Raw genomic sequence first — 26668 nt, 5'->3', positions numbered from 1 at the left:
ATGAACACGTTCGGACTGCATACTTTCGCCATCGCACCGGTCTGGGACCTCGCCCGCATCGAGCCGCAGATGGACAGGCTCAAGGAATACGGCATCGGGCTGATGGAGATCCCTTTGCTTCGGCCTGAGGAGATCGACACCAAGCGGACGCGCAGCTTTGCCAATCACTATGGTGTTGAACTGGTCCCCTCGCTCGGCCTGCCGCGCGCGCTCGATGTGGTCGAACGGCCGGACGAGGCGCTGGATTTCCTCGAACCGGCTTTCCGGGTCTGCAATGAGGTCGGCGCCGAAGCGCTCGGCGGCGTCACCTACGGCACGATCGGCAAGACCACCGGCCGCGCGCCGACGCAAAGGGAAATCGACGGTATGTGCCGTTTCCTCGAACGCGCGGCGAAGGCGGCGAAGTCGCGCGGCCTGAAGCTCGGCATCGAGCCCTGCAACCGCTATGAGACGCACCTGATCAACCGCGGCATCGACGCGGCAAAGATCATCGAGCGCATCGGCGCGCCCAACATCTTCATTCATCTCGACACCTACCACATGCATATCGAGGAAGAGAGCTTTGCTTCCGGTTTCGAGGCGGCGGCGCCCTATCTCGGCTATGTGCATGTGTCGGAAGCCAATCGCGGCGTGCCAGGGCGCGGCATGCTGAATTGGGCGGCCTGCATGAAGGCGATCGCCGACATCGGCTATCAGGGCGCGATCACGCTCGAAAGCATGAACCATGTCGATGTCGACATCGCCGGCGGGCTCGCCGTCTGGCGGCCGGTGGCCGAGAATCCGCGCGACGTCATCGAGGTCGGACTGCCGTTCTTGCGCGAGGAGGCGAGGAAGGCCGGGCTGACGCTGGGGTGAGGGCATTTCTTCCTTCCCCCTTGTGGGGGAGGGCGGCCTCGCGAAGCGAGGTCGGATGAGGGGTGCTCCAGGGAAAGCCAGCGTCTCACTCCGCTGGAACACCCCTCATCCATCTCGGCGCTGCGCGCCGATCTACCTTCTCCCACAGGGGAGAAGGAAGAAGCGGCCAATCAGAACGGGTAGTGCTGGCCTGGGTCCTCGATCGTCACCCAGCGCAGGTCGGTGAATTCGGCGATCGAGGCCTTGCCGCCGAAGCGGCCATAGCCCGAACCCTTGACGCCGCCGAAAGGCATCTGCGCCTCGTCGCCGACGGTCGGGCCATTGATGTGGCAGATGCCGGCGTGGATGCGCGCGGCTATCGCCATGGCGCGGCGGATGTCGCGGCTGAAGACGGCCGACGACAGGCCGTATTCGGTGTCGTTGGCGACGCGCACCGCTTCGTCCTCGCCTTTCACGCGAATGACCGGCTTCACCGGACCGAACGACTCTTCCGAATAGACGCGCATCGCGGGCGTCACGTGGTCGAGGAGCGTCGCTTCCACCACCGTTCCTGTCCGCTTGCCGCCGGCCGCGAGCGTTGCACCCTTCGCGGTCGCGTCGGCAATCAGCTCCTCCATCTTATCCGCCGACTGGCTGCTGATCAGCGAGCCGAGCACGACATGGCCGCGCGGGTCGCCGGCCGGCAGTTTGGAGGCACGCGCGGCAAGCTTGGCGACGAACTCGTCGGCGATCTTCTCGTCGACGATCAGGCGTTCGGTCGACATGCAGATCTGGCCCTGATGCATGAAGGCGCCGAAGGTCGCGGCATTCACGGCAGCGTCGATGTCGGCGTCGTCCAGCACGACCAGTGGCGCCTTGCCGCCGAGCTCGAGCAGCGCCGGCTTGAGGTGCCGCCCCGAGAGCTCGGCGATGATGCGGCCGACCTTGGTCGAGCCGGTGAAATTGACGCGCTTCACCGCCGGATGCGCGATCAGCGCCTCGACGATTGCCGCCGCGTCCTTCGGGTCGTTGGTGACGACATTGACGACGCCCTTGGGCAGGCCGGCCTCGACCAGCACCTGACCGATCAGGCGATGCGTGCCGGGGCATAGTTCGGAGGCCTTCAGCACCACCGTGTTGCCGCAGGCGAGCGGCATTGCGAGTGCGCGCGTGCCGAGGATGACCGGCGCGTTCCACGGCGCGATGCCGAGGCACACACCAGCCGGCTGGCGGATCGCCATGGCGAGCGTGCCCGGCTTGTCGGATGGAATAACCTCGCCGGAAATCTGCGTGGTCATCGCCGCCGCCTCGCGCAGCATGTTGGACGCCAGCATGACGTTGAAGCCCGCCCAGGGTCCGGTGGCGCCGGTCTCTTCCATCATCAGCTTGGTGAATTCCCCGACCTTCGAGGCCATGACGTCGGCCGCCTTCAGAAGCAGCATCCGGCGCTCGCCAGGTCCGGTCTTCGACCAGGCGTCGAAGGCTGCCGCCGCCGCATCTGCCGCGGCGTTGGCGTCGGCAATGCTTGCGGCGGCGGCGCGCGTCGCGAGCTTGCCGGTGAAGGGGTCCAGGCGCTCGTAAGAGGCTTTGCCGGTCGCCGCCCTTTCGTCGCCGTCAATCAGAAGTCCGATGTCCATGGGTTTCTCCCTCGCTTTCGCTGGAGCGTTGCAAAATTAGAAGCCAAGCACTTCCGCGTTGATCGACGCTTCGAGGCCGCCGTCGACCGGCACGTTGGCGCCGTTGATCCAGCGCGCGCCGTCGGAGCACAGGAACAGCACGACGGGCGCGATGTCGCCCGATGTGCCGGCGCGGCCGACGCGCGCGATATCGCTGTCGACCTTGGCGTCACCGAGGACCGAGCGGAACTGTTTCAGGATCGGCGTCTCGACCGGACCGGGGCTGACCGCGTTGACGCGAATGCCGCGGCTCTTGAACAGGTCCTGATGCGCCGCGCGGAAGGTCCACAGGAGCAAAAGCTCCTTCGAGACCGGATAGCCTTCCTCGTTCTTGACCGCGTGGTCGGCGATCACTCTGGCGACATCGGGAAAGCCCTCGACGCCAACCATCGAGGCGGCTCGGTTGAGATTGGCGCGCCAGCCGAAGCCGGCGATGGAGGCGACATTGACGATGGCGCCGCCTTCGCGAAGCCTTGGCGCCATCGCTTCCGAGAGCGCGCGCAGGCCGTAGAAATTGACGGCGAGCGTCGGCGCCGCGCCCATATTGCCGGAAAGGCCGGCGACGTTGCAGAGCGCGTCGATGCGCTGCGGCAACCGCGCCACGAGGTCGTCGACGCCGGCTTTGGACGAGATGTCGGACTTGACGAAGACGCCCTGATGTCCGGCCGGCTCGCGCAGGTCGACGCCGATGACGTCGGCGCCGAGTTGGCCCGCGAGTTCCGCCGTGCGGGCGCCGATGCCCGAGGCGACGCCGGTGATGAGGATCGTCTTGCCGAACAGCATGCTCATGCCTTCTCGCTGTGTGCCGCAGTGGGTGCTGGTGAAATGGCCTCGCCGGTCGGATCCGCCACGCTGGCGGGAAGCCGGACGCGGTAGCCGACCGACAGCAGGCGCCAACCAAAACGCTCTTCGAGCGTGCCCCAGAGGCCGCGCGGCAAGAGCAGCGAGAAGACCAGTGCCGCGGCGCCGAGCCCAATCAGGTACCAGACGCCGGTGCCGCCGAACCAGGTCTCGATGAGGAAGAAGAGCAGCGCGCCGAGGATGGCCCCCTCGAAGGTGCCGATGCCGCCGACCAGCACCATGAAGATCATGTAAGCGGTCCACTGCACGTTGAAATAGGTCTTCGGCTGGAAGGTGATCGCGGTGGCCAGCCACAGCGCGCCGGCGACGCCGATGCCGAAGGCGGCGAGCATGAAGAGCAGCCGCTTGGTGCCGGTGACGCGCACGCCGACGGAGGCCGCCGCATCCTCATTGTCGCGGATGGCGCGAATGGCGGCGCCGGTGCTGCCGCGCAGCAGGCTGAACAGGATCGCGAGCAGGGCGGTCATCGACGCCAACGCCAGCCAATAGATGGTCAGCCGGCGTGTCGATGCATCGTAGACGTTGAGCGAGATCAGCGACGTGCCGGTCTCGCCCTGGATCAGCCGGTCGAGATTGACGAGCAGGTGGGTGAGCGCTGCGATCACCCACATGCCGATGGCGAACTCGCCGTTCCTCAAGCGCAGCATGAACAACGAGATCGGCCACGACACGGCGCCGACGATGACCGCCGAGACGAAGAGCGAGACGAATGGATTGAGCCCGGCATTGGCGAGGCGGATGGCGAAGTAGGCGCCGAGGCCGAAGAACACCTGCTGGCCGACCGAGACCAACCCGCCGAAACCGGCCAGCGCATTCCACATGGCGGCGAGGATCACATAGATGAACAGCGCCGTCATGCGATCGACCGCGCCGGCCGACAGGAATTGCGGCGCGATGGCGAGCAGCAGAATGATGGTCAAAACGCCGATGCCGGCGCTGCGCGAAGCGGCCGTGCCACGCTCGATGGCCGGGGAGGCGGCGCTCATGAGGCTTTCCGCGTGGAGAGGCGCAGCAAGCTGTGCAGGCCGAGGCCGGAAGTGTAGAGCCGGATGAACAGCACGATCAGGAAAGCGACGTGGCCGCCGATGAGGAAACCTTGCGGATGGATCCTGGTGCCGAGCGTTTGGGCGAGCGCCAGCACGATGCCGCCGATCAGCGTTCCCCAGAGCGAGCCGGCGCCACCGATGACGGCGGCTTCGAAGGCGAACAGAAGTTGCGTTGCGCCGGCATAGGGATCGAAAGTGGCGCGCATGCCCAGGAAGGCGCCGGCGAGACCGACCGTGACCATGGCGATTGCCGCGGCTATTGCCATGGAGCGGCGCGCGTCGACACCGACAATGCCGGCGGTATCAGGGTCTTCCGAGGTCGCGCGGATCGAGCGGCCTAACCCGGTGCGGGTGAGGAACAGTTGCAGTCCACCAAGCAGGACGACGGCGGTGACGAAGATGATCACCGCGAGCTTGCCGACATAGAGGCTGCCCGGCCATTCCCAGGAATCGTAGGACAGGCTGCCGATGAAGGGCGCCAGCGAGCGCGTGTCGGCGCCGAACTGTTCGAACAGCACATTGTCGATGACGATGGCGAGGCCGAAGGTTGTGAGGATCGGCAGCAGCGCGCCGCCGCGCGCGCTGCGCTCAAGCAGGAAGTGCTGCAGGGCCCAGCCAATCGCGGCCATCAGCGGCAGCACGACGAGCAGGCCCAGAAATGGCGAGATGTGGAAGCGCGAGGCGAGCAGCCACAGCGCGAAGGCCGACAGCACGGCGAGGCTGCCATGCGCCAGGTTGATGATGCGCATCACCGAGAACATGAAGGAGAGGCCACAGGCGATCAGCGCGTAATAGCCGCCGAGCAGGACGCCCTGGACGATCTGGTTCATCATGCCGGCACGCCTCCGGCGCCCTTCCGGTGCAGGCCGAAATAGGCCTTGGTCACCTCGTCGCGCGACATGCTCTTGCTGTCGCCGGCAAGGACGATCCGGCCCTCCAGCATGCAGATCACCTTGTCGGAGACAAAGAGCGCGCGGTTGAGGTCCTGCTCGACCAGGATGATCGTCGTGCCGGAGCCGATCAACCCCTGCAGGGAGGCATAGACGCGGTCGACGACCAGCGGCGACAGGCCGAGCGAGACCTCGTCGAGCAGGAGCAGATCGGGATTGCTCATCAGCGCACGGCCGATTGCGGTCGCCTGCTGCTCGCCGCCGGAAAGATGCCCGGCCTTGGCATGGCGGCGCGGCTTCAAGTTGGGGAAGGTGTCGAGCACGCGTTCGACGCTCCAGTCGCCGGGGCGGCCGGCAGTGCGGCCAAGCAGAAGGTTTTCCTCGACCGTCATCTGCACGAACAGCCGCCGGCCTTCGGGAACCAGGGCGATGCCCTTGCGGACGCGTTCATGCGAAGGCACACCGGAGAGATCGTCGCCGTCGAAGACCACACGGCCCGAGGCCGCCTGGTGCGCGCCGGCGATTGCGCGCAGCAGCGTCGTCTTGCCCGCGCCGTTGGCACCGACCAGCGCCAGCGTCTCGCCGCGCTCGAGGCTGAAGCTGACGCCGCGCACCGCCTGCAGCAGGCCGTGGCGGACAACGAGATCCTTGGCCGACAGCAGGCTCATTTCGGGCCTCCGCCGAGATAGGCGCTGATCACCTGCGGGTCGGCCATCACCGCCTGCGGCTCGCCGTCGGCGATAATCTTGCCGGCGTCCATGCAGATCAGCCGTTCGGCCACTTGCAAAAGCACGTGGACGATGTGCTCGATCCAGACGATGCCTATCCTGCGGCGGCGCAATTCGCGGATGGTCTCGACGAGCTCGCCCGCCTCGCCGTCGGTCAGGCCGCCGCCGATCTCGTCGAGCAGAAGCAGCGTCGGTTTCGCGGCGAGCGCGCGGGCGAGCTCCAGCCGCTTGCGGTCGAGCAGGCCGAGCATTTCGGCGCGGCGGTTGGCTATGCTGAGCATGCCGCAGAGCTTCAGCGAGCCGAGCGCTTCCTCATAAGCCTCGTCGCGGCCGAGTCCGGCGCCGTGCGAGGCGGCGACGAAGACATTCTCGAAGACGGTCATGCCGCCGAAGGGTTTCGGCACCTGATGTGTGCGCACCAGGCCCAACCGGCAGCGCTGCGTGGCCGGCAGCGTGGTCACGTCATCGCCCTTGAAGGCGATGGTTCCGGCGCTCGGCGGATAGGCGCCGGAAAGCACGCTGAGCAGCGTCGTCTTGCCGGCGCCGTTCGGGCCGACGATGCCGACCGCTTCCTCGGCGCCCATGGCGAAGTCGATGTCGTCGAGCACCACAAGCGCGCCGAAGCGCTTGTGGATGCCGGCGGCGCTGAGGACGGCACCGTTGGGCGTCGCGTTCACGATGCGGTCCCCGACTTAATCAGCCGTTGTAAGGCTGGAGCTTGGCCCCAACCGGCACGTTCGGGTCGGTGGCGTTCTCGGTCACGACATAGTCGAGCGGGAATTTCGAGCCTTCCTTGGCGGCGACCCATTGCGTGCCGATGATCGGGCCGGGGGACACGTTCGCGACGGGGCCGCTGGTGAAGTCGACCTTGCCGATCATGGTCTCGGTCTTCAGCACGCTCAGTGCCTTGGCGACCGCCGCCGTGTCCTTGGCGTTGGAACTCGCCTTCAGGGCTTCGAAGCCGGCGTCGAGCAGCGACATCGAGGCGCCGAGCTGCTGTGTCCACTGCTTGCCGCTCGCCGCCTCGTAACCGTCGGCAAGCTCGGTGCCGGAGACGCCGGTCAGCGGCGACTTGTAGGGGAAGGCCTTGTGCCAATAGGCGGCGCTCGAGATCTTCATGCCGAGATCGCCGAGCGCCTCGATGTCGGAGGGGAACAGGCCGGTCTTGGCGACCTGGGCGATCTTGATCTGCCGGGTCAGCCCCTGCTGCGCGGCCTGGCGCCAGAAGGCGGCGAAGTCCGGCGGGATCGGGAAGGAGTTGAAGATCTCGACGCCTTCCTGCTTGAACAGCGCGATCTGCGAGGAATAGTCGGTTGTGCCGGTCTCATAGGCGCCGGGATCGACGATCGTAAAACCCTGCTTGGCCAGGAGCGGCGCGAGGTTGGCGCGAATGGCGTTGCCGTCGGCGTCGTTCGGATACATGACGCCGACCTTCTTGTTGGTCTCGATCAGGTTCCACTGCGAAATATAGGTCTTGAAGAATTCGCCGACGCCGAAGCCGAAATGATAGGTCCATTTGAAAGGCGAGGGCGCGCCCGGCTTGGCGCCGCGGCCGAAATACCACGCCTCCCACGGCATGACGGTGGAGAGGCACGGCACGCCGGCCGCCTCGCAGGCATCGGCGACCGGGTTGATCACCTCGGGCGTGGAAACGGCCAGCATCAGGTCGATGGCCTGGTTGTTGATCAGGTCTTTTGCCAACTGGCCGGCGCGCGACGGATCCGACTGGGTGTCCTGGTCGAGGATCTCGACGCTGTATTTCTTGCCGCCGAGCTCGATGCCGTTGGCCAGGGCCTTGCGGGCGAGGTCAAGCACATAGCCGTCGGTTTCGCCGAAGCCGGCGAGCGGGCCGGTGCGCGGGCTGACGAAGCCGACCTTGAGCGTGTCGGCGGCCTGCGCGAAAGCCTTGCCGCGGCCGAACGCAAGTGCTGCGCCACCGGCCATCGATGTGGCGATGAACTGGCGTCGTGAAATGCCCGATATGGCGGGCTTGCTGCCGAAATTATGAGACATCTGCTCCTCCCTCAGTCGCCGTTCGACACGACGGCAAACGGGTCTTCCGCTTGCGGCCGGACGGCACGGCTTTCGATCCTCCGGAGATCACATTGCACTAGCGGTTTGGTTCGGTAAAATGATATTTTACGGTGTTTTATTAACCGCTGGGTTAGCGAAATTCGAACTGCTAGCTCGATCGTCAGGCGTGGTGCCGCGCGGCTTCGCGGATCGTCTGCAGCAGGATGGTGAAGGCGGGCGAGGGCGCGGTGTCGGTGCGCATGGTCAAACCCACCGGCCCTTTGGTCTCCTCCGTATCCACCGGCAGTGCGACGAAAGCGCCGCTGGCGATCTCATTGGCAACGACGCCGGCCGAGATGATCCATATCGCATTGCTCTGGCGCATGAAGGAACGGCCGAAGGAATCGGAAACGGTTTCGATCTCCGTGGCGGGCGCGGTCATGCCGTTGGTGATGAAGAGCCGGTCGACGAAGGGGCGTATGACGGATTCCCGCGTCGGCATCAGGACGGGGAAGTCGTCGAGCCGCGCGAAGATGTCTGCCCCGGGTTCCGACAGGGGATGCCCGGCCCGCACCACGAACAGCACCTGCTCGGAATAGAGATGTTCGAAGAAGAAGCCGGTCATGTGCTCCGGCGCCGCGAGCCGGCCGACGACGAGGTCGAGCGCGCCGACGCGCAACTGTTCGAGCAGCACGGCGTTCTCGCCGGTGACGATCTTGAGCGCGGCGCCGGTGTTTTCCTCGAGGAACAGGTTCATGGCGAGCGGCATCACGCGCGCCGACACCGTCGGCAGCGCGCCGATGCGGATCGGGTCGCGATGGAGAGCGCCGTCCTGGCGCACGGAATCGACGCCGCGCTTCAGCGCCGAGATCGCCGACCCGGCATGGCCGAGGAAGATCTCGCCGAGACGCGTGATCCGGATGCCGCGCCCGTCGCGCTCGACCACGGCGACGCCGAGCGCTTCTTCCAGCTCACGCAAGGTCTTGGTCACGGCCGGCGCACTGACATGCAGGAAGTCGGCCGCGCGCGCCACGCTGCCTTGCCGAGCGACTTCGAGAAAGGCCTGCAGATGGCGGAAGCGGATCCGGCTTTCGGCCATGGTTCGATAACCTCAGAGTTAATGAAATGCCGCAAAATATCATTTTACCGAACCAAACCGCTGGTGCAATGTGGCTTTGGAGGATCGAAATCGTGCCATTCGTCAGCATAGGCGGCGTGACGCTGTATCACCGCTACATCGAGGCGACGGGCACGTCGCGTCCGATCATCTTCATCAATTCGCTGGGCACCGATTTCCGGATCTGGGACGACGTCGTCGCGCGGCTTGCCGGCGAAATACCGATGCTCGTCTACGACAAGCGCGGGCATGGGTTGTCGGATATCGGCGGCGGCGTGCGCTCGATCGACGACCATGTCGACGACCTGCTGGGCCTCATCGATCATTTCGGTTTCGGGAAGGTCGTGCTGTGCGGCCTGTCGGTCGGCGGCCTGATCGCGCAGCGCCTCTATACCCGCCACCCCAAATGTGTCGAGGCTCTGATCCTCAGCGACACGGCGCACAAGATCGGCACGGATGAGAGCTGGAACACGCGCATCGCGACCGTCGAGCGCGACGGCATAGAGGCGATCGCCGACGGCGTGCTGAAAGTGTGGTTCACGCCGGATTTCCATGCAGCGCACGCCGCCGAGCTGGCCGGCTGCCGCAACATGCTGACCAGGCAGGCGCTGCCTGGTTATATCGGGACATGCGCGGCGGTGCGCGATGCCGATCTTACCGACGCGGCGCGGCGTATCACTGCGCCGACGCTCTGCATCGTCGGCGATCAGGACGGCTCGACGCCACCCGACCTTGTTCGCTCGCTGGCGGATCTGATCCCAGGCGCCCGCTTCGAAATGATCCGCGATGCCGCGCACATCCCGTGCATCGAGCAGCCCGACGCGCTCGTCACCTTGATCCGCGATTTCGCCGCCTCGTTGCCTGAGGAAACGTCTGCCCATGGATGATGTCACGAAGAACCGCTACCGGACGGGTCTCGAGGTCCGCCGCTCCGTGCTTGGCGATCCCCACGTCGACCGCGCCGAGGATGCCGCGACCGATTTCGACCGGCCGTTCCAGCAGTTGATCACTGAGGCCGCCTGGGGAACGGTATGGGCGCGGCCGGGCTGGTCGAAGCGCGAGCGTTCGATCGTGACGCTGGCCCTGCTTGCCGCGCTCGGCCATGACGACGAGGTGGCCATGCATGTGCGCGCCACCGCCAATACAGGCGCCACGCGGGACGACATCTGCGAGGCCTTCCTGCACGTCGCCGTCTATGCCGGCGTGCCGGCAGCCAACCGCGCCTTCAAGATTGCCAAGGAGGTGTTCGCGCAGATGGACGGAGCCGCCCATGGCTGAGCGAGACTCGAACCGTTCACCGGAGACCGGCGCCTTCTTCCAGCGCGACCGCCAGTGGCATCCGGCCGCCTTCACGCCGAACTACAAGAGCTCGGTGCTGCGCTCGCCGCAACGGGCATTGGTGGCATTCGACAACACGCTGTCGGAACTGACCGGACCGGTCTTCGGGCACGCGATGCTCGGCGAGCTCGACAACGACCTGATCCACAATTTCGCCAGGCTTGGCGAGAGCGCCCTCGGCGAGCGCATCGTCGTCCATGGACGCGTGCTCGACGAGCGGGGCAAGGGCGTGCCTGGCGTGCTGCTCGAATTCTGGCAGGCCAATGCCGGCGGCCGCTACCGTCACAAGAAGGACGCCTATCTCGCCCCCCTCGATCCGAATTTCGGCGGCTGCGGCCGCACGATCACCGGCGAAGACGGCAGCTACGCCTTTCGCACGGTCAGGCCCGGGCCCTATCCGTGGCCGAATGGGCCGAACGACTGGCGGCCGGCGCACATCCATTTTTCCGTGTTCGGCCATGGCTTCGCGCAGCGGCTGATCACACAGATGTATTTCGAGGGCGATCCGCTGATCTGGCGCTGCCCGATCGTCGGCGGCATTTCCAACAGGGAAGCGATCGAGGCGCTGATCGCCGCGCTCGACATGCAGTCGACCATCCCGATGGATGCGCTCGCCTACAAGTTCGACATCGTGCTGCGCGGGCGCCGCTCGACATTGTTCGAGAACAGGCCGGAGGGCAATTGATGGCGCAGTCGCTCGACCGGTTGAAGGAAAGCCCTTCGCAGACCGCCGGCCCTTACGTGCATATCGGGCTGACGCCCAATTTCTGCGGCATCGGCGGCGTCTATGCGAACGACCTTGGCTCGACGATGCTCAACGGCGAGACCAAGGGCGAGCGCATCGAGCTGCGCATCCGCGTGTTCGACGGCACCGGCACGCCGCTCAAGGATGCGCTGATCGAGATCTGGCAGGCGGACGCCAACGGGCTCTACAATTCGCCGTCGGAATTGCGCGGCGCCGCCGATCCGAATTTCCCTGGATGGGGCCGGCAGCCGACCGACATGGAAACGGGCGTCTGCCTGTTCCGGACAATCAAGCCGGGCCGCGTGCCGTTTCGCGACGGCCGGCTAATGGCGCCGCACATCACGCTGTGGATCGTGGCGCGCGGCATCAATGTCGGCCTGCACACCAGGCTCTATTTTTCCGACGAGGAAAAGGCCAATGCCGAGGACCCGATCCTCGCCCGCATCGAGCATCGCCTGCGTGTGCCGACGCTGATCGCCGAGCGCCGGGGCGATACTTGCGTCTTCGACATCCACCTGCAGGGCGAAAAGGAGACGGTCTTCTTCGACAGCTGACCGTGGCCGCCATGACCGTTTCGCCCTTTGATCACCCGCTGCTTTCCGGCCTGCTCGGCGACGAAGAGGCGGCCAGACATTTTTCCGTCGAAGCCGACATCGCCGCGATGCTCAGCTTCGAACGGGCGCTGGCCGAGGCGGAGGCCGAGTGCGGCGCGATTTCCCGCGATGCGGCGACGGCGATCTCGAAGGCGCTGGCGGCGTTCCGGCCGGATACGGCGAAGCTGCGCGCCGGCGTCGCCGCCGACGGCGTCGTGGTGCCGGAACTGGTGCGACAGATCAAGGCTGCTGTTGGCGTGCCGCACGATGCATTCGTTCATTTCGGCGCCACCAGCCAGGATGTGATCGATACATCGCTGGTGCTGCGCCTGAGCGGGGCGGTCGAGCATGCCGGCCTGCTGCTCAGCGAGAACGTCGTGCGGCTCGCCGGACTCGAACAGGATTTCGAGGGCAGGGCGATGATGGCGGTGACGCGTATGCAGCCGGCGATACCGATCGTCGTGACCGACCGGATCGCTTCCTGGCGAGCGCCGCTCCAGCGTCACCAGGAACGGTTGAAGGAGCTCTCCGGCCGACTGCTTGTCGTGCAGTTCGGCGGCGCCGCCGGCACGCTGGAAAAGCTCGGCGACAAGGCCGCCGCAGTGCGCGCCGCGCTTGCCGCGAAGCTTGGCCTCGCTGACGCGCCGCAATGGCACAATCAGCGCGACGCGCTCGCCGAGTTCGCCGGCTGGCTGTCGCTGGTGACCGGCAGCCTCGGCAAGTTCGGGAAGGACGTTGCGCTGATGGCGCAGGCGGGCACTGACATCAAGCTGTCCGGCGGCGGCGGTTCATCTACCATGCCGCACAAGCAGAATCCCGTGAAGGCGGAAGCCCTGGTGGCGCTCGCCCGCTTCAATGCCGTCCAGCTTTCCGGCATGCACCAGGCGCTGGTGCATGAGCAGGAGCGCTCGGGTTCGGCCTGGACGCTGGAATGGCTCATCCTGCCGCAAATGGTCGTGGCGACGGCGGCCGCGCTCAGGCTTGCAGCCGAGTTGGCCAGACAGATCGAGAGCCTCGGTCATTGATGCGCACGCAAGTCGCCATCATTGGCTCAGGGCCGTCCGGGCTGCTGCTCGGCCAATTGCTTGCCACGATTGGCGTCGAGACGATCATACTCGAGCGGTCGAGCCGCGAGCATGTGCTTGGCCGGGTACGCGCGGGCGTGCTCGAGCAGGGCACGGTGGACCTGCTCGGCGAAGCGGGCGCGGCGGAGAGGCTCTATGAACAGGGCCTGCCGCATGAAGGCATTTCGCTCGCCTTCGACGGCCGCGCGCACCGCATCGACATGACCGCGCTCACCGGCGGCAAGCATGTCACTGTCTATGGCCAGACCGAGGTGACGCTCGATCTGATGCGGAAGCGCGAGGCGGCGGACTTGGTGACTTTCTTCGAAACGTCGAATGTCGCGCTGCATGGTTTCGATGGCACGTCGCCCTTCGTCACCTACGAGAAGGACGGCATCACGCACCGCATCGATTGCGACTTCATCGCCGGCTGCGACGGCTATCACGGCGTCAGCCGCAGATCAGTGCCGGGAAACGCCTTGAAGACGTTCGAGCGCCACTATCCGTTCGGCTGGCTGGGCGTGCTGGCCGAGGTGCCGCCGGCCGACCATGAGCTGGTCTATGCCAATCACGAGCGCGGCTTCGCGCTCTGTTCGATGCGCTCGCCGCAGCGCAGCCGCTACTATGTGCAGGTTCCCGCCGACGAGCGCGTCGAGGCCTGGTCGGACGACCGCTTCTGGGACGAGTTGCGCCGCCGCCTGCCGCCGGCGACGGCTGCCGCAGTCACCACCGGCCCATCGTTCGAGAAGTCGATCGCGCCGCTGCGCTCCTTCGTCGCCGAGCCGATGCGCTTCGGCCGGCTGTTCCTGGTCGGTGACGCCGCCCATATCGTGCCGCCGACCGGCGCCAAGGGCCTCAACCTCGCGGCCAGCGACGTGCGCTATCTGTTTGCCGGGCTTCGTGAATTCTACCGCGAAAAGTCAGACGCCGGGCTCGACGCCTATTCGGCCAAGGCGCTGGCGCGGGTGTGGAAAGCGGTGCGCTTTTCCTGGTGGATGACGACGATGCTGCACCGTTTTCCGGAGACGGGAGAGTTCGGCCAACGCATCCAGGAAGCCGAGCTCGACTATCTCGTGCATTCGAGAGCCGCATCGACCGCGCTCGCCGAAAACTACGTCGGCTTGCCCTATTGATCTGCCTGACTGGTCAAACCCGCTCCAGCGCGAGGGCGATGCCCTGGCCGACGCCGATGCACATGGTGGCCAAAGCCAGCTTGCCGCCGCGCTCGCGAAGCTCGAGCGCCGCCGTGCCGGTGATGCGCGCGCCCGACATGCCGAGCGGGTGACCGAGCGCGATCGCGCCGCCATTCGGATTGACGTGCGCGGCATCCTCGGCGATGCCAAGCTGGCGCAGCACGGCAATGCCTTGCGAGGCGAAAGCTTCGTTCAATTCGACGACATCGAATTGCTCGGGCGTCAGACCGAGGCGGGCGCAAAGCTTCTCGGTGGCCGGGGCCGGACCGATGCCCATGATGCGCGGCGCCACACCGGCGACGGCGCCGCCGAGGATGCGGGCGATCGGCGTCAGGCCATACTTCTTCGCCGCCGCTTCCGACGCGATGATGAGGGCCGCCGCACCGTCATTGACGCCGGACGCGTTGCCGGCGGTGACGCTGCCGCCCTGGCGGAATGGCGCCGGCAGTTTGGCCAGGGTCTCGACGGTGGTGCCGGCGCGTGGATGCTCGTCCTTCGAGACGACGACCGGATCGCCTTTCTTCTGCGGGATCGTCACGGACGTGATCTCTTTCGCCAGCCGGCCGCTGCCTTGAGCGGCAACGGCCTTGTCCTGGCTGCGCACCGCGAAGGCGTCCTGGTCCGCGCGGGAAACGGAAAAATCCTCGGCGACGTTCTCCCCGGTCTCCGGCATGGACTCGACGCCATATTGCTTCTTCATCAGCGGGTTGACGAAGCGCCAGCCGATGGTGGTGTCGTAGATCTCAGCGTTGCGCGAAAAGGCGGCGTCGGCCTTCGGCATGACGAAAGGCGCGCGGCTCATCGATTCGACGCCGCCGGCAATTATCAGCTCGGCCTCGCCCGATTTGATGGCGCGTGCGGCGATGGTGACGGCATCCATGCCCGAGCCGCACAGGCGGTTGACTGTCGAACCGGGGATGTCCTGCGGCAGGCCGGCAAGCAGCAGCGCCATGCGCGCTACATTGCGATTGTCCTCGCCGGCCTGGTTGGCGCAGCCATAGACGACATCATCGACGGCCGCCCAGTCGACGCCTTGATTGCGCTCGACCAAGGCCCTCAACGGGATGGCGCCGAGGTCGTCGGCGCGGACGGAGGACAACGAGCCGCCGAAGCGGCCGATGGGCGTGCGGATGTAGTCGCAAATGAAGGCTTCAGTCATCTAGGCAGCTTTCCCCTCGGCGATCCCCTGATGCGCCCGCCTTGGTGCGGACATGCAGGTCGCGCAATGTCTTCAGCTCGAGTTCCGTCGGCGCCGGCGTCTCGTCAAGAGCCTCCGCGAACTTGACCGTCCAGCCACAGGTCTCCTGTACCTGCTCGCGCGTGACGCCGGGGTGCAGCGACACCACTGTGAATTCCTTGGTCACAGGGTCCGGCTTCCAGATGGCGAGGTCCGTGATCAAAAGCGTTGGCCCGGCGGTATCGATGCCGAGCCGCTTGCGATGATCGCCGCCATCGCCATGGCCGAAGGAGGTGAAGAAGTCGACCTTTTCGACCATGCCGCGCTTCGACTGCGCCATGGTGATGTAGACCTGCTTTGACGAAGTGGCGATCTCCGGCGCGCCGCCGCCGCCGGGCAGGCGGGTCTTGGGATGCGCATAGTCGCCGATGACGGTGGTGTTGATATTGCCGAATTTGTCGAGCTGGGCGGCGCCCAGAAAGCCGATCGAGATGCGGCCGCCCTGCAGCCAATAGCGGAACATCTCCGGCACCGCGACGGTGGTGACCGCCGTCTCGCACAATTCGCCGTCGCCGATCGACAGCGGCAGCACGTCGGGCGCCGTGCCGATGGTGCCGCTCTCATAGATCAAGGTGATATCCGGCGCATGCGTCAGCCGCGCGACGTTGCAGGCGGCCGACGGCGCGCCGATGCCGACGAAGCAGACATCGTCGCTCTTCAAGGCGCGGCTGGCGGCGATCGTCATCATCTCGTTCGGGGTGAAACCAATCTCCTTCGCGTCGCTCATGCGGCTTTCCTCAGATGTTCGATGCGGCCGGCAAAGTCATCCGGGCTGCTCTCGATGACGTTCTGCTGCATCCACGCCTGGAAGCGACCGCGGTCGGCGGCGATCTCGTCCCATTCGAGATAGGCGGCGTTGTCGCGCTCGTAATAGCCATGCGTGTAGGAGGGATGCGAGCCACCGGGCACAACCGAAATCGCAGCGATCGTCCAGCTGGGCAGCACGGTGAGATTGGGGTGGAGTTCGTCGAAGCTGTCGACCATTTCCTCGACCGTCACCACTGCGCGCTTTGCGGCAAGAACAGCCTCCTTCTGGATGCCGATAATGCCCTCGACCAGCACGTTGCCTTTGCGGTCCGCCTTCTGCGCGTGGATGAAGGTGACGTCCGGCCTTATCGCCGGAACGGCCGCCAACACCTCGCCCGTGAAAGGGCAGGTGACGGATTTGATGTTTGGATTGACCACGGCAAGACCGGCGCCGCGATAGCCGCGGAACACCGCACAAGGCAGGCCGGCGGCGCCCGCCTCATAGGCATTGGCCATGCCGGCGTGGCTGTGCTCCTCGATCTCGATGGCGCGGGGAAAGCCGTTCTCGATGGCGTCGCGGGCGCGTCTGAGCAGGCCGACGCCGGGATTGCCGACATAGGAGAAGACGATTTTCCTAGCCATGCCCATGCCGATCATCTGGTCATAGATCAGGTCGGGCGTCATGCGGATAAGCGTCAGGTCGCGAAAGCCCTGGCGGATCGCCTCATGCGCGGCGGCGGTCGGGATCAGATGAGTGAAGCCCTCGAAGGCGACCGTATCGCCGTCATGCAGGTTTTCCGCGACCGCCTCTTTCAGCGGCAGGAACTTGACCATCTCCAGACCCCACGAAAAAGTTCGCATTGCGAACATCTGTTTTGTATGAGATATTTCTAACTCCGAGCTCTGCATTGAGTCAACGCCGGCATGGAGGCGCTCGTGGGAGAGGAAGTAATTTCGCGCGACCACGTCGGCTCGCTGGAACGCGGCCTGGCAGTGATGGAAATCCTTGCGCGCCATCCGGCCGGCATGACGCTGACCGAGATGGCCGAAGAGGCCGATCTCACCCGCGCGGGCGCCCGCCGCTTTCTGCTGACATTGGTCGCCACGGGCTATGCGACGCAGTCCGGCCGGCTGTTCTCGCTGTCGCCGCGCCTTTTGACCGTCGCGCGGACCTGGCTCGGCGGCGCATCGCTTTGGACGTTCGCGGCGCCAATCATGCGCGAGGTGGCGGGCAAATTCGACGAGGCCTGCAACGCGGCGGTGCTATCGGGTGAGGACGTCGTCTATGTTGCGCGCATCCCCGGACGGCGGATCTTAAGCGTCGCGCTCGATGTAGGCACGCGGCTGCCGGCCTATTGCACCTCGATGGGGCGGGTGCTGCTTTCCGGTCTGGAGGCGGACGACTTGAAGACCTTCCTGGCGCAAGCGACCATCGAGCGGCGGACGCCGAAGACGATCACCGGCCGCAACGCGCTCGGCAAGGCCATCGACAAGGCGAGGGCGGAGGGCTTCGCCATCGTCGACGAGGAACTGGAACTCGGCCTGCGCTCGATCGCGGTGCCGATCGTCGATCGCGCCGGCCGCACCGTCGCCGCCATCAACGTCTCGACGCAGTCGGCGCGTTTCTCGGTCGAGGCGATGGAGCGCGACATCCTGCCGGTGCTGCGCCAGGCCAAGCAGCGCGCGGAGGAGTTCTTCTTCGCTTGAAGCGGCGCGTCTCCGGTTGCCGCCGCACGCTCATTCTGCGCCCGGTCCTCCTTCCGTTCTTGAATGGTGATGAAGGTTCGTTGACGGGGGAATTCTAATCCGATATTGAACAGGATTATACAGGTTCACTGAACAGGTATCGATATGGCCCGTCGCGCGACGCAGATCACTCCCGGCACGGGCAAGCCCGAGCAGATCGCGACGGTTCTGGAGCATGAGATACGCTCCGGCCTGCTCGGCTTCGGCGACCGCCTGCAGAGCGAAAACGAGCTCGTTCAGCGCTTCTCCGTCAGCCGCAACACGGTCCGCAAAGGGCTCGAGGAACTGTCGAGCCGCGGGCTGATCACCACCAAGGTCGGCATCGGCTCATTCGTCACCTTCGACGGCATGCCGGTCGACGACGCGATCGGCTGGTCGCGCGCGCTTGCCAATGCGGGCGCCAATGCCGAGACACGCACGTTGCGGCTCGAGATCATCGAGGACGCCGAACTGGCGGCCAGGCTCGGCGTCGAGAGCTCGTCCTTCATCGCCGTCGATCGTGCCCGCACCAACGCCGACGACGGCCATGCCATCTCGATCGAGCGCAGCCGGCTGCCGCTGTCGCCGGAGTTGGAAGACATACCGCTGCGCGGCTTGCGCGAAGGCTCGCTGCACCAGACGCTGCGCGGGGCAGGGCTTGTTCCCGATCACGGCGAGGAATGGGTCGACATCGAGATGCTGAGCGCTTCCGACGCAGCCATCCTCGCCTGCGCGCCCGGCACGCCGTTCCTGCGCACACGCCGCCTGACACGCGCCGCCGACGGGCGCGCCATCGAATTCGTCACCAGCCTGCTCAACCCGGCGCATTTCGCGCTGCACCTGGAGTTCTGAGCATGGCGGCCGACGCGATGGACCGGGCTATGGGCGCGCTGATCGGGGGGGCGCTGGGCGATGCGCTGGGCATGCCGACGCAGCTTCTGTCGCCGGCCCGCATCTCCGAGCTCTATGGCCATGTCGAGGGGTTCGTCGCGCCTGCCGCCGATCACCCGGTGTCGAAAGGGCTGCCGGCCGGCGCGATCACCGACGACACCGAACAGGCGCTGCTGCTTGGCCGCATCCTCGTGGAATCCGGCGAGCGTTTCGATCATGCGCGCTGGGTCAACGCGCTGCTCGACTGGGAGCGCGAGGTCAAGGCGCGCGGCAGCTACGATCTGCTTGGACCATCGACCAAGCGCGCCATCGATGCCATCAACAGCGGCGTGCCGGCGGAGGAGGCCGGCCGCGGCGGCGACACCAATGGCGCTGCGATGCGCATCGCGCCGGTCGGCATCATGATGCCGGTGGAGCCGCTCGACGTTCTGGTCTCCAAGGTGGCGGAAACCTGCCGGGCCACGCACAACACCTCGATCGCCATCGCATCGGCTGCGGCGGTCGCAGCCGCTGTCAGTCTCGGTGTTTCGGGCGGCGACTGGCGCATCGCTTCCGACCATGGGGTCGCCGCCGCAAGGCTTGGTGCTGCGCTCGGCCATTGGGTTACCGGCGGCGACATCGCCGCGCGCATTGTCTGGGCGCAGGAGCTTGTCCGCGGCAAGGCGGAGAAGCAAGCCATCAAGCTGATCGTCGACCTGGTCGGCACCGGTGTCGCCAGCCAGGAATCGGTGCCGGCGGCCTTCGCCGTGCTGGAGGTCGCGCAAGGCGATGCGTGGCGGGCTGCCGTCATCGGCGCCAATCTCGGAGGCGACACCGACACGATCGGTGCGATTGCCGCCGGCATGGCCGGGGCCTGCGCCGGCCTGTCGAGGCTGCCGCAGGATCGCATCGCCCAACTGCATGGGATTGACCTCGCGGACGTCCGCGCGCTGGCTGGCGACCTGGTCGCCGCACGCGGCTCCAAGGCCGGCCCAGGCAAGGAGGTTGCCTGATGAGCGGGCGCCTCGTTCATGTCGGCAGCGCCGTGGTCGACTATGTCTACCGCATCGATGCCCTGCCGGCGGCCGGCACGGAAAAGACCGCGTCAGCTTACGCGCGGGTCGCCGGCGGCGGCTTCAACATGATGGTGGCGGCAAGCCGCACCGGCATGAAGGTGGTGTTCGGCGGCCAGCTCGGCACCGGGCCGGACGGAGACTTCCTGCGCAAAGCCTTCGCGGCCGAAGGCATCGAGACGCTGACGCCGCCATCGCCTTCGATGGACAGCGGCAATTGCGTCGCGATGATCAGCGGCGACGCGGAGCGCACCTTCGTTTCGTGGCCGGGCGCCGAGAGCCGGCTCACGCCGGACATGATGAAGCCGGTTCAAGTCGTTCCGGGTGATTGGGTTTTCACCTCCGGCTACACGCTGAGCTATCCCGGCAGTCGCGACGCGCTTGCCGGTTGGATCGAAGCGCTGCCGGCCGGCATTCCTTTCGTCTTCGATCCGACACCGGTGATCGCCGACATTCCACGGCCGATCCTGGACAGGGTTCTGGCGCGTACGACCTGGTTGAGCTGCAACACCAATGAGGCTGCCGAGATTGCCGGCGCCGGCGATGCCCAGACCGTCGCGATCCGATTGCTCGCCGAGCATTGCCCCAGGGCGGAAGGCGTCGTCATCCGCGCCGGCGCGCATGGCTGCTTGGTGCGCATGGCCGATGGCGGCACCCGTGCGGTGCCGGGCTTCAAGGTGGAAGCCGTCGACACGAATGGGGCCGGCGACACGCATATCGGCGCCTTCGTCAGCGGCCTTTCGCGCGGCATGGGCGCTTGCGAGGCGGCACGCTATGCCAATGCGGCCGCCGCGCTTTCGGTCACCCGCCATGGCGGGTCTTCGGCGCCGACCGACATGGAAATCCAGGAGTTCCTGACCGAGCGCGGCGAAGCGACGACCGCGCTCGACCGGGCGGAAGCGACTGCAACTTAACAAGCCCGTCAATCGGGCAAACAATGAGAGGAAAAGAACATGCGCATGCCAAGACTGACCGCTTTCCTGACGGCGACCGCCGTCTTCGTCTCAGCATTTACGCTTGGAGCACAGGCCGCCGAGGAAGTGCATGTGCTCAACTGGAAGGGCTATGGCGCCGACGAGCCGTGGGCGGTCGCCAATTTCGAGAAGGCGACCGGCTTCAAGGTGGTCAACGACTTCTTCAATTCCGAACAGGAGATGCTGACCAAGATCCGCACCAATCCCGGCCTCTACGACGTCGTCATGATCAATGCCGCCTTCAACGACCAGGCAATGGCCGGCAAGCTGATCCAGCCGATCGACGTCTCGAAGCTTTCCAACTATGCCGACATCGCCAAGGACAAGGCCAGCTCGCCGATGCTCAACCATGACGGCAAGGTCTATGGCGTGCCGTGGGTGTGGGGCCTGACGGCTCTGGCGATCAACGACAAATCCTTCGACAAGCCGCCGACGAGCATCGCCGAGATGTGGAACCCGGCGCATAAGGGCCGCGTCATCATCCGCGACGACGCCGTCGAGGCGGTGCAGTTCGGCGCGATCGCGTCGGGGCAGGACATCAACGACATCAAGGATATGGACGCGGTCAAGGCGAAGCTCACCTCGCTGATGCCGCAGATCAAGACCTTCTGGAGCTCGGAGAACGACTGGAACCAGATGGTCGCCTCCAACCAGATCGACATCGGCACCTATTGGAGCGGCTCGGCTGACCGCGCCAAGACGCATTTCAAGCTGCCGGTCTCGCTGGTCATCCCGCAGGAAGGCGCCGTCGCCTGGCTCGACGCCTTTTCGATCCCGGTCGGCTCGAAGAATGTCGCGGGCGCCGAGGCCTTCATCAACTATATGATCGACCCGAAATTCTACGTCGAATGGGTCACCAAGGTCGGCGCACCGGTTTCGGCCAACACCAAGGCTGTCGACGCGCTGCCCGAGGACGCCTTCAACCGCAAGGTCATGGGCAGCCCCGAGGTCGCAAAGCGCATCCAGTTCCAGGCGCCGATCACCGACGCGCAGCGCGAGAAATACCTGGCGCTGTGGCAGGAGCTGAAAGTCAACGTGAAATAATCACGTCTTTCGGGGAGGAGAGGCAGATGGCTGACCAGCTTGCGATCGGTTCGCGCCGCGGACTGAAGCCGGCCCTGCCGCTTCTCCTTCCCGCCTATCTCTGGCTGACGATCGCGATCTTCCTACCCCTGTCGGCCATGGTGTTCTTCTCCTTCATGACCGACCTGCCGCTGGCCGGAAAGGAATGGTCGTTCACGCTCGGCAATTACGCAGCTTTCTTCTCGCAGAGCCTCTATTCGACGCTGTTGTTTTCATCGCTGCGGCTCGGGCTGGAGGTGACGCTGTGGTGCGTCGTCATCGGCTACCCGGCGGCCTATGTGCTTGCGAAGGTGCTGAAAGGGCGCAGCCGCGAGGCGATCTTCCTGCTCGTTATCCTGCCCTTCTGGTCGAACGGGCTGGTGCGCATCTTCTCCTGGGCGATGGTGCTGCGCGAAGGCGGCATCCTCGACACCGCGCTCAATGCGGTGCTGCCGTTCAAGATCAACATTGATCTCATGTATTCCTACCCAGCCGTCATCATCGGCCTGGTGCACTCCTATGTGCCCTATATGGTGCTGACCTGCTATCTCACGCTGCAGGCCATCGATGATTCGCTGATCGAGGCGGGCCGCTCGCTGGGCGCATCGCGGCGGCAGGTGCTGTGGCGGGTGATCATCCCGCTGTCGATGCCGGGCCTGATCGCGGGTGCCGCGCTGATCTTCGTACCGGTGGTCGGCTCCTTCATGGAGCCGCGCATCCTCGGCGGCCGCACCGGTACCTTCTACGGCACCATCATCGAGGACCAGTTCGTCGCCGTCTTCAACTGGCCGCTGGGCGCGGCACTCTCCTTTATCCTGCTCGCGGTCGTGCTGATCATCCTGGCGCTGGCGGCGCCTGTCCTGCGGAGGGCTGCGTGATGGCGACGACGCGCATCCTCGAATGGCTCGGGCGCTTCTACATCGTGCTTTTGCTCGGCTTCCTTTACCTACCGATCATCATCATGGCGGCGATGTCCTTCAACGCTTCGCCCTTCTACCAATTGCCGTTCGAGTGGACGACGGACTGGTATTCATCGCTCTGGCAGAACGACCAGTTGATCGCGGCGACCTGGAACAGCATCGAGATCGCCGTCATCACCACTTTGATCTCGACGGTGCTGGGCTCGATGGCCTCGCTGGCGCTCTACCGTTACGACTTCCGCGGCAAGAAAGTCCTGCAGGCGCTGCTCTTCCCACCGATCGCCATCCCGTGGCTAATCACCGGCACGGCAATGCTGATCTTCTTCTTCGGCGTCGGCATCGGCCGCGGGCTGGTGGCAATCCTGCTCGGCCATGTCGCGCTGGCGCTGCCTTATGTGATCGTCGTCGTGTCGGCCCGGCTGCAGACCTTCGCGCCAGAGCTGGAGGAAGCGGCGCGCTCGCTCGGCGCCAACCAGTGGCAGGTGACCATGCGGGTTACTTTGCCGTGGATCATGCCTGGGGTGATCGCCGGCGGGCTGTTCGCCTTCGCCGTGTCGTTCGACCAGTTCGTGGTCTCGTATTTCCTGTCGACGCCCGGCCAGACGACATTGCCGGTCGAAATCTATGCCGCGATCCGCAAGGGTTTCACGCCCGAGATCAACGCGGTCTCGACGATCATCATTGTCGTGTCGATGGCGCTGATGCTGCTCACGGCGCGCTTCTTCAAGTTTGGTGGAGAGAAATAATGGCTGGCGTCCAGGTCGCGAACGTCTCGCGCAGCTTCGGCGCGCACAAGGCGCTGGACGATGTCTCGATCGATTTTGCCGATGGCGGCTTCTACGCGCTGCTCGGACCTTCGGGCAGCGGGAAGACCACGCTGCTCCGCCAGATCGCCGGCTTCGATTTTCCGGATTCCGGCCGCATTGCGATCGGCGGCGAGAGCGTCGAGCGCGTGCCGGTCGAAAAGCGGCGCATCGGCATGGTGTTCCAGAACTATGCGCTGTTTCCCAATATGAGCGTCGCCGACAATATCGCCTTCGGCCTGTCGGTGCGCGGCGAGCCGAAAGCGACAATCGCTGCGGAAGTGCAACGCGCGCTCGATCTCGTGCAGCTCGGCAAGCTCGGCGGGCGAAAGCCGCACCAGCTCTCCGGCGGCCAGCGCCAGCGCGTGGCGCTGGCGCGGGCCATCGTTACCAAGCCGCGCGTGCTCTTGCTCGACGAGCCGCTCGGCGCGCTCGACAAGGCATTGCGCGTCGACATGCAGATCGAGCTGAAGCGCATCCAGCGCGAGATCGGCATCACGACCATTTTCGTCACCCACGACCAGGAAGAGGCGCTGACGATGAGCGACCGCATCGGCATATTGCGCGACGGCAGGCTGGTGCAGGAAGGACCGCCGGAAGAGATCTACGACAGGCCGCAAAGCGAGTTCGCCGCGACTTTCCTCGGCGACGCCAATATCTTTCACGGCAACGCGACCGGCTCAGGGATCAGGCTGCCCGACGGCACGACGATCGCGGCTTCGACAGGCGCATCGGTGCCGGCCGGCGCCAAGGCGAGCTGCGCCGTTCGGCCCGAGCGCATCCGGATTTCGCCCGGCGCGGCAAAGCCCGATCCAGCCAATGTCAACACGCTCACGGGGCAGGTCTCGAAACGCATCTTTGCCGGCAACAACAGCACCTATTTCGTCGACCGCTTCGGCCAGACGCTGAAGGTGATCGTCCAGAACACCGGCGCCGAGCGCCTCGCAGAGGGTCAGCCCGTCGTGCTGAGCTGGTCGCCGGACAGCACGGTGCTGATCGCGGCCTGACTGATGGGAAATGATGGCGCGGGCCTTGGCTGAGGTCCGGACCATGGCGTTATATCCATCCTCCAAGGGAGGAATGGATGGCGAGTATAGGCTTCGAACCGGACGTGACAGTTCGGGTCAGGGAATATCGGATCGGCTGTATCGGCGCCGGCATGATCATGGCCGAATGCCATCTCGCCGCCTATCACGAAGCCGGTTTTCCGGCGGTCGCCATAGCATCGCGCACCAAAGCCAATGCGCAGAAGGTCGCCGATCGCTGGAATATTGCGACCGTCCACGAGACACCGGAGCAATTGATCGAGGACAGCCAGGTCGAGATCGTCGATCTGGCCTTTCCGCCCGATCAGCAACCGGCTTTGATCCGCCATGCGTTGAAGCAGCCGCACGTCAAAGCGATCTTGGCGCAGAAGCCGCTGGCGCTTTCGGTCGAGGAAGCTGTGAAGCTGCGCGACGAAACGGCTGCGTCCGGCAAGATCCTCTCGGTCAATCAGAACATGCGCTATGATCAGTCGATGCGCGTCTTGAAGCAGATCATAGACAGCGGCGCGCTTGGCGACATCGTCTTTGCCGAGATCGACATGCACGCGATCCCGCACTGGCAGACCTTCCTTGCCGATTACGACCGACTGACGCTCGCCAATATGAGCGTGCATCACCTCGACGTGCTGCGTTTCCTTTTTGGCGAACCGGAGGAGATAACCACGCTGACGCGCAAGGATCCGCGCACGGCGTTCGAGCACTCGGACGGCATCACCGTGTCGACGCTGCGCTTCCCCTCGGGCGTGCTTGCCGTTTTGCTGGAGGACGTCTGGTCCGGCCCGCGCCAGGAGGGTTACGAGGACGATCAGCACATCAATTGGCGGGTCGACGGCATCAAGGGCGTCGCCAAGGGCACGATTGGATGGCCGAAGGGCGTCGCGTCGACGTTGACCCATGCCTCGAGCGAAACGACGGGCGGCAAATGGGTCAGCCCAAGCTGGGAGACGATGTGGTTCCCGCATGCATTCATCGGCGTCATGGAGCAGTTGCAATACGCGCTGAAGACCGGCACGCCGCCGGCGCTGTCGGTCGCCGACAACGTCAAGACCATGGCGCTGGTCGAGGCCGGCTACCGATCGATGGCGGAAGGTCGCACGATCAGGCTGTCCGAAATCTCTGTCGACTAGGCGACTAAAAGGCAGGGCAACTGAATCGCTTACCCAGAGGACTTCACCTCATGATGCAGGCAGGTATCTTCACAGGCTATTTTCCCTACGAGCTGGAAGAGTCCGCCAGGCGCATCCGTGCGCTCGGCTTCAACACCGTGCAGCTCGACCTGCATTTCAAGGATATCGACCTGTCGGCCGGGCAGATCTCCACGGAAAAGGCGCGGAAAGTGCGCGACACATTTCGCGATCATAACCTGCCAGTCTGCTGCGTGTCCGGCTACACCAACATCATTCATCCGGACAAGACCGAGCGCGACAGGCGACTGGCGTATCTGAAGGAGATTATCCGCAACGCGCGCGAATTCGGCAGCCCTTACGTGATCTCGGAGACCGGCACCTACAACACCGAATCCGACTGGGTTCACCACCCGAAGAACAAGACCGAAGAGGGGTTCGAGGAATGCCGCAAAGTGATTTCCGACCTTGCCCGGACGGCTTACGACCACGGCGCAGTGTTTCTGCTTGAGACCTATGTCAACAACGTCGTCGGTTCGGTCGAGGAGACGGTCAGGATGTTCGCACAGGTCGACCACCCCGGCCTCGGCCTGTTGATGGATCCGACCAATTACTTCGAGGCACACAACATCGACCGCATGGACCAGGTGCTGAACCAGGTGTTCGACACGCTGAGCGACAAGATTAGGATCGCGCATGCCAAGGACGTCAAGCGCTCGGGCAGCGACAAAACCGAAAAGCATGCCGATATCGGTGACGCGGACGCGCATGAGGGGCTTACCTTCCGCGGCGTCGGCGAGATCGAGCTGCCGGCGCCGGGCCTCGGTGCGCTGAACTACGACCTCTATCTGAAGCGGCTCAGCGAGAAGCATCCGAACATCCCGGTGATCATCGAGCACCTGACCGAGGACGACGTGCCGCGCGCGAAAAAATTCCTCGATGAGAAATTCTGCGCCAACGGAGTTTGACGGCTGGGGAATATGACGATG

The 26668-nt window shown here is 65.3% G+C and carries 28 protein-coding genes; 17 read left to right on the top strand and 11 right to left on the bottom strand.

Annotated features, from left to right (window positions below; all coding sequences use genetic code 11):
- The gene (locus LB526_RS00195) at positions 1 to 855 is read left to right on the top strand and encodes a sugar phosphate isomerase/epimerase family protein (RefSeq protein WP_224625588.1); all 855 of its coding nucleotides are present in this window, start codon (positions 1 to 3) and stop codon (positions 853 to 855) included.
- 170 nt (positions 856 to 1025) lie between these two features.
- On the opposite strand, the gene LB526_RS00190 is transcribed toward LB526_RS00195, so the two are convergent.
- From LB526_RS00190 to pcaQ, 8 genes are all read right to left on the bottom strand, one after another.
- Positions 1026 to 2471, bottom strand: a complete 1446-nt coding sequence (locus tag LB526_RS00190; RefSeq protein ID WP_224522930.1) for an aldehyde dehydrogenase — start codon at positions 2469 to 2471, stop codon at positions 1026 to 1028.
- A 36-nt stretch (positions 2472 to 2507) separates the two neighbouring features.
- Complete coding sequence (locus LB526_RS00185; RefSeq protein WP_224523338.1) at positions 2508 to 3293, bottom strand: coniferyl-alcohol dehydrogenase; 786 nt, start codon at positions 3291 to 3293, stop codon at positions 2508 to 2510.
- 2 nt (positions 3294 to 3295) lie between these two features.
- On the bottom strand, positions 3296 to 4357 hold the full coding sequence (locus tag LB526_RS00180; RefSeq protein ID WP_224625587.1) for a branched-chain amino acid ABC transporter permease: 1062 nt from the start codon (positions 4355 to 4357) through the stop codon (positions 3296 to 3298).
- The gene (locus tag LB526_RS00175; protein WP_224625586.1) at positions 4354 to 5250 is read right to left on the bottom strand and encodes a branched-chain amino acid ABC transporter permease; all 897 of its coding nucleotides are present in this window, start codon (positions 5248 to 5250) and stop codon (positions 4354 to 4356) included. The genes LB526_RS00180 and LB526_RS00175 overlap by 4 nt, the downstream gene beginning before the upstream one ends.
- Positions 5247 to 5975 (bottom strand): ABC transporter ATP-binding protein, encoded by a 729-nt coding sequence (locus tag LB526_RS00170; protein WP_224625584.1) that lies wholly within the window; start codon positions 5973 to 5975, stop codon positions 5247 to 5249. The genes LB526_RS00175 and LB526_RS00170 overlap by 4 nt, the downstream gene beginning before the upstream one ends.
- Positions 5972 to 6712 carry an ABC transporter ATP-binding protein gene (locus tag LB526_RS00165; RefSeq protein ID WP_318013245.1) on the bottom strand — a complete coding sequence of 247 codons (741 nt, stop codon included), beginning with the start codon at positions 6710 to 6712 and terminating at the stop codon, positions 5972 to 5974. Before LB526_RS00165 ends, LB526_RS00170 begins: the two co-directional genes overlap by 4 nt.
- Before the next feature lie 19 nt (positions 6713 to 6731).
- Positions 6732 to 8048, bottom strand: coding sequence for an ABC transporter substrate-binding protein (locus LB526_RS00160; RefSeq protein ID WP_224625583.1), 1317 nt, complete (start codon positions 8046 to 8048; stop codon positions 6732 to 6734).
- Positions 8049 to 8229: 181 nt separating this feature from the next.
- The gene (gene pcaQ / locus LB526_RS00155) at positions 8230 to 9147 is read right to left on the bottom strand and encodes a pca operon transcription factor PcaQ (protein WP_224625582.1); all 918 of its coding nucleotides are present in this window, start codon (positions 9145 to 9147) and stop codon (positions 8230 to 8232) included.
- A gap of 92 nt (positions 9148 to 9239) precedes the next feature.
- Here pcaQ and pcaD point away from each other — a divergent pair, with 92 nt between their 5' ends.
- Genes pcaD through pobA form a run of 6 tightly spaced genes read left to right on the top strand, consistent with a single transcriptional unit; the run spans position 9240 to position 14038 of the window.
- On the top strand, positions 9240 to 10052 hold the full coding sequence (gene pcaD / locus LB526_RS00150; RefSeq protein ID WP_224625581.1) for a 3-oxoadipate enol-lactonase: 813 nt from the start codon (positions 9240 to 9242) through the stop codon (positions 10050 to 10052).
- Positions 10045 to 10443 (top strand): 4-carboxymuconolactone decarboxylase, encoded by a 399-nt coding sequence (pcaC, locus tag LB526_RS00145; RefSeq protein WP_140838939.1) that lies wholly within the window; start codon positions 10045 to 10047, stop codon positions 10441 to 10443. Before pcaD ends, pcaC begins: the two co-directional genes overlap by 8 nt.
- Positions 10436 to 11188, top strand: a complete 753-nt coding sequence (pcaH, locus tag LB526_RS00140; RefSeq protein WP_224625580.1) for a protocatechuate 3,4-dioxygenase subunit beta — start codon at positions 10436 to 10438, stop codon at positions 11186 to 11188. The genes pcaC and pcaH overlap by 8 nt, the downstream gene beginning before the upstream one ends.
- Positions 11188 to 11802, top strand: a complete 615-nt coding sequence (pcaG, locus tag LB526_RS00135) for a protocatechuate 3,4-dioxygenase subunit alpha (protein WP_224625579.1) — start codon at positions 11188 to 11190, stop codon at positions 11800 to 11802. Before pcaH ends, pcaG begins: the two co-directional genes overlap by 1 nt.
- Before the next feature lie 11 nt (positions 11803 to 11813).
- A complete protein-coding gene (locus tag LB526_RS00130) occupies positions 11814 to 12866 on the top strand; it encodes a 3-carboxy-cis,cis-muconate cycloisomerase (protein WP_224625578.1) in 1053 nt (350 codons plus the stop codon).
- Positions 12866 to 14038: a 4-hydroxybenzoate 3-monooxygenase gene (pobA, locus tag LB526_RS00125; RefSeq protein ID WP_224625577.1), complete on the top strand. Its 1173-nt coding sequence runs from the start codon at positions 12866 to 12868 to the stop codon at positions 14036 to 14038. The genes LB526_RS00130 and pobA overlap by 1 nt, the downstream gene beginning before the upstream one ends.
- A 13-nt stretch (positions 14039 to 14051) precedes the next feature.
- On the opposite strand, the gene pcaF is transcribed toward pobA, so the two are convergent.
- Genes pcaF through LB526_RS00110 form a run of 3 tightly spaced genes read right to left on the bottom strand, consistent with a single transcriptional unit; the run spans position 14052 to position 16916 of the window.
- Entirely contained in the window at positions 14052 to 15257 is a 1206-nt protein-coding gene (gene pcaF, locus LB526_RS00120) for a 3-oxoadipyl-CoA thiolase (RefSeq protein WP_140838929.1), read from the bottom strand.
- Positions 15250 to 16062 carry a CoA-transferase subunit beta gene (locus tag LB526_RS00115; RefSeq protein ID WP_224625576.1) on the bottom strand — a complete coding sequence of 271 codons (813 nt, stop codon included), beginning with the start codon at positions 16060 to 16062 and terminating at the stop codon, positions 15250 to 15252. The genes pcaF and LB526_RS00115 overlap by 8 nt, the downstream gene beginning before the upstream one ends.
- Positions 16059 to 16916: a CoA transferase subunit A gene (locus LB526_RS00110; protein WP_224522916.1), complete on the bottom strand. Its 858-nt coding sequence runs from the start codon at positions 16914 to 16916 to the stop codon at positions 16059 to 16061. The genes LB526_RS00115 and LB526_RS00110 overlap by 4 nt, the downstream gene beginning before the upstream one ends.
- Before the next feature lie 102 nt (positions 16917 to 17018).
- Here LB526_RS00110 and LB526_RS00105 point away from each other — a divergent pair, with 102 nt between their 5' ends.
- The 10 genes from LB526_RS00105 (at position 17019) to LB526_RS00060 (ending at position 26647) form a co-directional block, all read left to right on the top strand.
- Positions 17019 to 17789, top strand: coding sequence for an IclR family transcriptional regulator C-terminal domain-containing protein (locus tag LB526_RS00105; protein WP_224625575.1), 771 nt, complete (start codon positions 17019 to 17021; stop codon positions 17787 to 17789).
- Positions 17790 to 17933: 144 nt separating this feature from the next.
- A complete protein-coding gene (locus tag LB526_RS00100) occupies positions 17934 to 18659 on the top strand; it encodes a GntR family transcriptional regulator (RefSeq protein ID WP_140838923.1) in 726 nt (241 codons plus the stop codon).
- A gap of 2 nt (positions 18660 to 18661) precedes the next feature.
- On the top strand, positions 18662 to 19690 hold the full coding sequence (locus LB526_RS00095; RefSeq protein ID WP_224625574.1) for an ADP-ribosylglycohydrolase family protein: 1029 nt from the start codon (positions 18662 to 18664) through the stop codon (positions 19688 to 19690).
- Complete coding sequence (locus LB526_RS00090) at positions 19690 to 20664, top strand: PfkB family carbohydrate kinase (protein ID WP_224625572.1); 975 nt, start codon at positions 19690 to 19692, stop codon at positions 20662 to 20664. The genes LB526_RS00095 and LB526_RS00090 overlap by 1 nt, the downstream gene beginning before the upstream one ends.
- Positions 20665 to 20703: 39 nt before the next feature.
- A complete protein-coding gene (locus LB526_RS00085) occupies positions 20704 to 21768 on the top strand; it encodes an ABC transporter substrate-binding protein (protein WP_224625571.1) in 1065 nt (354 codons plus the stop codon).
- Positions 21769 to 21794: 26 nt separating this feature from the next.
- Positions 21795 to 22664 carry an ABC transporter permease gene (locus LB526_RS00080; RefSeq protein ID WP_224522910.1) on the top strand — a complete coding sequence of 290 codons (870 nt, stop codon included), beginning with the start codon at positions 21795 to 21797 and terminating at the stop codon, positions 22662 to 22664.
- The gene (locus tag LB526_RS00075; protein ID WP_224522909.1) at positions 22664 to 23452 is read left to right on the top strand and encodes an ABC transporter permease; all 789 of its coding nucleotides are present in this window, start codon (positions 22664 to 22666) and stop codon (positions 23450 to 23452) included. Before LB526_RS00080 ends, LB526_RS00075 begins: the two co-directional genes overlap by 1 nt.
- Entirely contained in the window at positions 23452 to 24516 is a 1065-nt protein-coding gene (locus LB526_RS00070; RefSeq protein WP_095769774.1) for an ABC transporter ATP-binding protein, read from the top strand. The genes LB526_RS00075 and LB526_RS00070 overlap by 1 nt, the downstream gene beginning before the upstream one ends.
- Before the next feature lie 77 nt (positions 24517 to 24593).
- Complete coding sequence (locus LB526_RS00065; RefSeq protein ID WP_224522908.1) at positions 24594 to 25682, top strand: Gfo/Idh/MocA family protein; 1089 nt, start codon at positions 24594 to 24596, stop codon at positions 25680 to 25682.
- Between the two features lie 50 nt (positions 25683 to 25732).
- Positions 25733 to 26647, top strand: a complete 915-nt coding sequence (locus LB526_RS00060) for a sugar phosphate isomerase/epimerase family protein (RefSeq protein WP_224544910.1) — start codon at positions 25733 to 25735, stop codon at positions 26645 to 26647.
- Positions 26648 to 26668: the final 21 nt, after the last annotated feature.

Source organism: Mesorhizobium sp. CA6 (genome assembly GCF_020165035.1).
In the GTDB taxonomy this organism is placed as follows: Bacteria; Pseudomonadota; Alphaproteobacteria; order Rhizobiales; family Rhizobiaceae; genus Mesorhizobium.
The sequence above is the reverse complement of the archived record's forward strand: the minus strand, read 5'-3'. Positions and strand labels throughout refer to the sequence as shown.